Source organism: Kitasatospora sp. NPDC059747 (assembly GCF_042732955.1).
Lineage (GTDB): Bacteria > Actinomycetota > Actinomycetes > Streptomycetales > Streptomycetaceae > Kitasatospora.
Genome location: NZ_JBHWGV010000061.1, coordinates 16261 through 21600 on the forward strand (window position 1 = coordinate 16261; position 5340 = coordinate 21600).

Annotated in this window: 11 protein-coding genes; 7 read left to right on the forward strand and 4 right to left on the reverse strand. The window is 67.2% G+C overall.

Annotated elements, in window-relative coordinates; genetic code table 11:
• Positions 1–117 precede the first annotated feature (117 nt).
• A complete protein-coding gene (locus ACFV4G_RS25120) occupies positions 118–1368 on the reverse strand; it encodes a hypothetical protein (RefSeq protein WP_380444042.1) in 1251 nt (416 codons plus the stop codon).
• Between the two features lie 635 nt (positions 1369–2003).
• On the opposite strand from ACFV4G_RS25120, the gene ACFV4G_RS25125 reads away from it, so the two are divergent.
• Entirely contained in the window at positions 2004–2342 is a 339-nt protein-coding gene (locus ACFV4G_RS25125; protein ID WP_380444044.1) for a hypothetical protein, read from the forward strand.
• Between the two features lie 37 nt (positions 2343–2379).
• On the opposite strand, the gene ACFV4G_RS25130 is transcribed toward ACFV4G_RS25125, so the two are convergent.
• From ACFV4G_RS25130 to ACFV4G_RS25140, 3 genes are read right to left on the reverse strand one after another with little or no spacing between them, the layout of a single operon-like run.
• Positions 2380–2631 (reverse strand): hypothetical protein, encoded by a 252-nt coding sequence (locus tag ACFV4G_RS25130; RefSeq protein WP_380444045.1) that lies wholly within the window; start codon positions 2629–2631, stop codon positions 2380–2382.
• Complete coding sequence (locus ACFV4G_RS25135; RefSeq protein ID WP_380444047.1) at positions 2628–2804, reverse strand: hypothetical protein; 177 nt, start codon at positions 2802–2804, stop codon at positions 2628–2630. Before ACFV4G_RS25135 ends, ACFV4G_RS25130 begins: the two co-directional genes overlap by 4 nt.
• Complete coding sequence (locus ACFV4G_RS25140; protein WP_380444049.1) at positions 2801–3166, reverse strand: hypothetical protein; 366 nt, start codon at positions 3164–3166, stop codon at positions 2801–2803. Before ACFV4G_RS25140 ends, ACFV4G_RS25135 begins: the two co-directional genes overlap by 4 nt.
• 106 nt (positions 3167–3272) lie before the next feature.
• Here ACFV4G_RS25140 and ACFV4G_RS25145 point away from each other — a divergent pair, with 106 nt between their 5' ends.
• Genes ACFV4G_RS25145 through ACFV4G_RS25170 form a run of 6 tightly spaced genes read left to right on the forward strand, consistent with a single transcriptional unit; the run spans position 3273 to position 5241 of the window.
• A complete protein-coding gene (locus ACFV4G_RS25145) occupies positions 3273–4097 on the forward strand; it encodes a helix-turn-helix domain-containing protein (RefSeq protein ID WP_380444051.1) in 825 nt (274 codons plus the stop codon).
• Positions 4098–4100: 3 nt separating this feature from the next.
• Positions 4101–4310: a DUF397 domain-containing protein gene (locus tag ACFV4G_RS25150; protein ID WP_380444053.1), complete on the forward strand. Its 210-nt coding sequence runs from the start codon at positions 4101–4103 to the stop codon at positions 4308–4310.
• 23 nt (positions 4311–4333) lie between these two features.
• Positions 4334–4549, forward strand: a complete 216-nt coding sequence (locus tag ACFV4G_RS25155) for a DUF397 domain-containing protein (RefSeq protein WP_380444055.1) — start codon at positions 4334–4336, stop codon at positions 4547–4549.
• The gene (locus tag ACFV4G_RS25160) at positions 4542–4775 is read left to right on the forward strand and encodes a DUF397 domain-containing protein (RefSeq protein WP_380444057.1); all 234 of its coding nucleotides are present in this window, start codon (positions 4542–4544) and stop codon (positions 4773–4775) included. The genes ACFV4G_RS25155 and ACFV4G_RS25160 overlap by 8 nt, the downstream gene beginning before the upstream one ends.
• A 23-nt stretch (positions 4776–4798) precedes the next feature.
• Complete coding sequence (locus ACFV4G_RS25165) at positions 4799–5008, forward strand: DUF397 domain-containing protein (RefSeq protein WP_380444059.1); 210 nt, start codon at positions 4799–4801, stop codon at positions 5006–5008.
• Positions 5009–5064: 56 nt separating this feature from the next.
• Complete coding sequence (locus ACFV4G_RS25170; protein ID WP_380444061.1) at positions 5065–5241, forward strand: DUF397 domain-containing protein; 177 nt, start codon at positions 5065–5067, stop codon at positions 5239–5241.
• The last annotated feature ends 99 nt before the right edge of the window (positions 5242–5340 follow it).

Consider the following 5340-nt stretch of genomic DNA (forward strand, 5'->3'; position numbering starts at 1 on the left):
GGGGGGGGCGATGTGCGGGCGGCGCGGCGGGGGGCGGGGGGGGGGGGGCGGCGCGGCCGGGGGGGGCGCGTCAGGCCGGTCCGGCCGACTGCCCGCGCAGCGCGCCCGTGGGGGTGGTCACTTCACGAAGCGGGACCAGTCGGCCGGTTGTCCGGGGTCGAGCTGGCGGAGCTTGTCGAGGACCTTCGGGTCCTGGGCGTCGAGCCAGTCGGCGACCTGGCGGAAGGAGACGCAGCGGACGCCGTCGCGTTTGCACACGCTCTTGATCACGTCCTCGACGGCCTGCATGTAGATGCCGCCGTTCCAGGTCTCGAAGTGGTTCCCGATGAAGAGCGGGGCCCGGCTCCCGTTGTAGACGCGCTCGAACCCGGCGAGGTAGCTGTCCCGGGCCTCCTTCTCCCAGGCCGGGTACTTGGCCGGGTCGCCCTTGAGGCTGTCCCCGGACTGGCCGGCGAGGAAGTTGTAGTCCATGGAGAGGCCCTGCGAGGACCTCGCAGGGAACGGCAGCAACTGAAGCGGGAAGTTCCAGATGCCCTCCTTCTTGATCGGCCAGACCTGGAACTCGCCCTTGGAGCTGGCGTCGTAGCGGAACCCGCTGGCCTTCTCGGCCACGAGGAGGTTCCGCTGGCCTTCGAGGCAGGGGGCGCGACCGCCGACCAACTCCTTGGTGTAGTCGAAGGGGAGGGGCGGGAGGTCCTTGTAGCCGGTGTTGGTCTTCCAGTTGGCGACGAAGGAGACGGCCTGGTCGAGCTCGCTCTTCCACTCGTCGGAGGTCCAGTCGCCGCCGCCGTTCGGGCCGCAGAAGTGCCCGTTGAAGTGGGTGCCGATCTCGTTACCGTCCAGCCAGGCGAGGCGCAGTTGCTCCAGGGTGTCCTTGACGTGGGCGTCGGTGGCGAAGTCGATGGAGGCGGAGCCGGGGTCGTGCTGGGGAGGTTGGTAGAGGGTGCGCTTGGATTTGGGGAGGGTGTAGATGCCGGTGAGGAAGTAGGTCATCTGGGCGTTGTTGGCGGCGCCGAGCTCGCGGAAGCGCGAGAAGAGGTGCTCGTCGCCTTCGAGGGCGCCGTCCCAGGAGAAGACGACGAACTGCGGGGGCTTCTCGCCGGGTTTGAGCCTCTCGGGGGTGGGCTGCTTGGGCTGGGGGCCGGTGTAGGAGGTCGAGCCGTCGCCGAGCACCTTGACCTGCCCGTCCCAGGTCGGAGTCGGGGTGGGGGAGGGAGTTTCGAGGGTCGGGATGGGGGTGGGGCTCTCGGGAGGCGTCGTGCCGGCGGCGGTGGGTCTGCCCTGGGAGTCGGGCCCTCCCGCAGCCAGGGCGAGAGCCGCGAGGACCCCCACCGCCAGCAGACCGGCCGTGCCGCGAGAGACCCGCACCGTACCTCCGAGAATAGATCGACAGTTCGATCATCAGAACACTTCGATCGGCACCTGTCGAGGCTGGAGTGGCGTGGGTGAAGGAGTTGAACTGGCAGACAGCTGTTGGACGTTGAACTATGGCCCACGATTGCTCAGGTCGACCGCTGTGACTACCGAGGGGCCGGGGGGAGGTTCGTAACGGAGGTGTCGCTACTGTTGTGACCGTGCAGGTTCACCGGGGCGCGGCTCACGATGGCAGGCTCCGTGCCGGTTGGATGTGAGGACACCTCCGATCCGGTGCTCAGGCGTGTGCCACCCACCCTGTGGCGGAGAGTAGATGAAGCTGCCGGTCGTGATCCACCGGGCGCGGTTGGGGCGTGATGAGTTCAGGGTCATTCGCCCGGCCCAGCCACTGCTGCGCGCGGTACTCGTCGATCGTGACCGGTGCTTGGACGCCTACGTGGATCAGGATGCCGCGCGGAGGATCGCCGCGCTGTGGATGCTCGCAGCCCGCTCGCCGCGCTCCTTGATCCACGTGCCGATGCGTACCAACCGCCCACCGGCACGTGAGGTGCCGGACCAGGCCGGGTTCCAGGTCGATCTCGTGTTGCTGCACCATTCACTCCAGTTCGCCCCCCTCCCGCTGGAAGCAGGTGCGCGGCCGGCTCGGCTCCGGCCGTCCGCAGACCGTGGACCTGCCCTGGGCCGGACTTCCCGACGATGCGGCGATCGACTACGAGGCACGCCACCACCGGGAGAACCGGGACCTCTTCCACCAGCACCTCCACGCCGAGACGCTGTTCATGACCGGCAGCGCGAAGGTGTTCAGGGAGACCGCCGGTCACTTCCTCGAAGTTGCCGGCGAGGGACCCGGTTACATCCGGGCTCACCCGAGCGACCGTCACTTCTGTACCGAACTCCACAGTCTCGACGGGGTGCTGGGAAACGCACGCGAGCTGCACATCGAGCACTGCGATCAATGGGACTCGTGATCTTGAAGCTGCCGGGCGCGGGCGCTGGCGCTGTGCGTCATTGCTCGTGGCGACTGTCTCGACCTTGAGCAGTCCGCGGGCCGGTCGACTGCGTCTGGCAGTCACTCGGCTGTGCGTGCCGGCGGAAGGCCTCGGCGGAGGCGCGGGTGTAGAAGCGCCGGATCCGTTCGGAGGAGCCGGGGACGCGGAGGTAGTCGCGGCGGGTGTGGTCCCAGATGCCCCAGCATTCGAGGAGGAGGAAGTGGGGGCTGCGGGAGTCGATGAGGCGGATCTCGTAGGTGTCGCTCACGGGGTTTCGTTTCTGTGCACCCAGGTCAGGGCCCGGTCGTAGGAGTAGAAGCGGAGCGGCTCGGGCCGGGGCGGGAGGGCGCGGACGAGGCGGCGGGTGCGGTGGCTGTAGATGACCCAGGTCGGGTAGGCGGAGTTGGCGGCGCGGATGATCATGAAGCGGCGGGCGGTCACCGGCGGGAGACCTGGACGAAGCCGCCGGCCTTCTCCACCTGCCGGGAGAACTCGTGGAACTCGCCGTCGATCGGAGAGATCGTGGCCCTGCTGGGGACGAGCAGCGCGCCGGATCGGGCGGAGCGGATGCGCTGGAGGGCGATCTGGAGCTGCGGCCGGGAGTCCGGGGGCGCGTTGAGGTTGTCGTCGATGACGGTGAGGCAGACGCCCCAGTTGAAGGCGAGGGCGTACTCCTCGCAGCTGCGCATTTCGAGCTCGGGGAAGGCGGGGCCGGCCTTGGTCAGGTAGATCACCGCTTGGAGGCGCTCGGGGGCCTCAACTCGGTGGGTGTGAAGGGTGCGTGGGGGCGTGCGGCCGTTCAAGGTCCGCTCCTCTCCGTAGTGGAACGACTACCGGCAGCGCCCACTGTCGTCTAAGCTCGGGAACCGTTCAACTTGTCTGCGTATCAAGTGGAATTGAGCGTGACCCGTGAACCGCAAGGATCTTGACCCGACGTCATCCCCTCGCGAAGCCTTCGGTGCGCTACTTCGCAGCTCACGCGAGGCGATCGGCTGGACCCAGGAAGACCTGGCGGAAGCCATGGGGTACTCGGACAGCTACATCTCGGCCGTGGAAACGGGCCGCAAATCCACCAGCCGCGACTTCGTCAGGGCGGCAGACCAGGCGCTCGGGACCGGCCAGACACTGGAGTTGATGTGGGTCGGGATGAGGAGGAAGGGCTTCCTGGAAGGTTTCCCAGAGCACGCTGCGCAGGAGGCGCGTGCGTCGGAGATCAGGATCTTCGAGCCAAACCTCATTCCTGGGCTCTTCCAGACCAAGGCCTACGCTTCGGCGAGGGAATCGGCTTCGGTACAACGAGGAAGCAGCACGCAGGACCAGGCTGAGGAGCGAATGAGGTTCCTCGTCGCACGGCAGCGGCTTCTCAAGCGCCCAGAGCCGCCGATCGTCCACGCAGTGATAGACGAGAGCGGCCTTCGTCGCCCAGTGGGAGGCGTTGCGACCATGCGCGCCCAGCTCGATCACCTGGCTGAGATCGCGTCCAAGCCTTACGTGATCTTCCAGGTGGCCCCGTTCAGCCTGGCTGAGCACGCCCCGTTCCGTGCGTTCGTCACGTTGTTGACGTTCGCCGACCGTTCTGTGGTCGGCTATACGGAATCTGCGGATCAGGGGTACGTCGTCCGGGAAGACGGGACTGTCAGAACCTGGGAAAGGGCCTACGATCGGTTGCAGGTAGAGGCGTTGACCAGAACCGCGACCCTCGATCTGATCCACAAGGCCCGAAAGGAACTTTGACCCATGACTCGCCAAGACCTGTCCCGCGCTACCTGGTTCAAGTCGTCGCACTCGGATAACGGCGGCTCCTGCGTCGAGGTCTCGCCTGACTTCCCCGGTGTCGTTCCTGTTCGCGACTCGAAGGACCCGAACGGGCCTGCTCTCGTCTTCCCTGCCGATGCATGGCAGTCCTTCGTCGCCGCGACTGCTGGCGGAGAGTTCGGCGATATCTGACGCGCACTCTGGAAGGAGCTTCGATGACGGCCTTCGGCCTCACCGGTACCCAGTGGGTGAAGAGCCGCTACAGCGGCAACGGTGGCAGCTGTGTTGAGGTGGCTCCCGGATTGCCCGGTGTCATGCCGGTCCGCGACTCGAAGGACCCTGACGGGCCTGTCCTCGTCTTCCTCGCCGAAGCGTGGCGCTCGTTCGTGGCCGCGACCGTCACTGGTGAGTTCGGTGGCATGGATGCGTGACATGGAAGGGGCTTCGATGGCGACCTTTGGCCTGGCTGGGGCTCGGTGGGTGAAGAGTAGTTACAGCAGCAACGGGGGGAACTGCATCGAGGTCTCGCCCGACCTCCCTGATGTTGTTCCCGTCCGCGATTCGAAGGACCTGGAAGGGCCCGTGCTCGTCTTCCCCGCCGAAGTGTGGCGCTCGTTCGTTGCTGCGACCGTCACTGGCGAATTCAGTGAGATCTGATGCGAGATCTGGAAGGAGCTTCGATGGTGATCCCTGACTTGGCCGGGGCGTGGTGGGTGAAGAGCCCATACAGCCAGAACGGTGGCAACTGTGTCGAGGTGGCTCCCGGCTTCCCGGGCGTGATGCCGGTGCGCGACTCGAAGGATTCCGAAGGTCCTGTCCTCGTCTTCCCCGCCGACGCGTGGCGATCCTTCGTCGCCGCGACTGCTGCCGGCGAGTTTGGCGAGATCTGATGCGAGTCCTGAAGGGAGCTTCGACGGCGACCTTTGACCTGGCCGGTGCTCGGTGGGTGAAGACCCGCTACAGCGGCAACGGCGGGAACTGTGTCGAGGTGGCCCCCGACTTCCCTGGCCTCGTGCCTGTTCGCGACTCGAAGGACCCGAACGGGCCTGCCCTTGTCTTCCCCGCCGACGCCTGGCGATCCTTCGTCGCCGCGACTGCCGCCGGTGAGTTCGGCTCCATCTGATGCTTGTCCGGGGGTGGGGGGGGCGGGGGGGGGGGGCCCCCCCCCCCCCCCCCCCGCCCCAACACCCCCCCCCCCCCGCCGGCGGGGGGCCGCCATCGC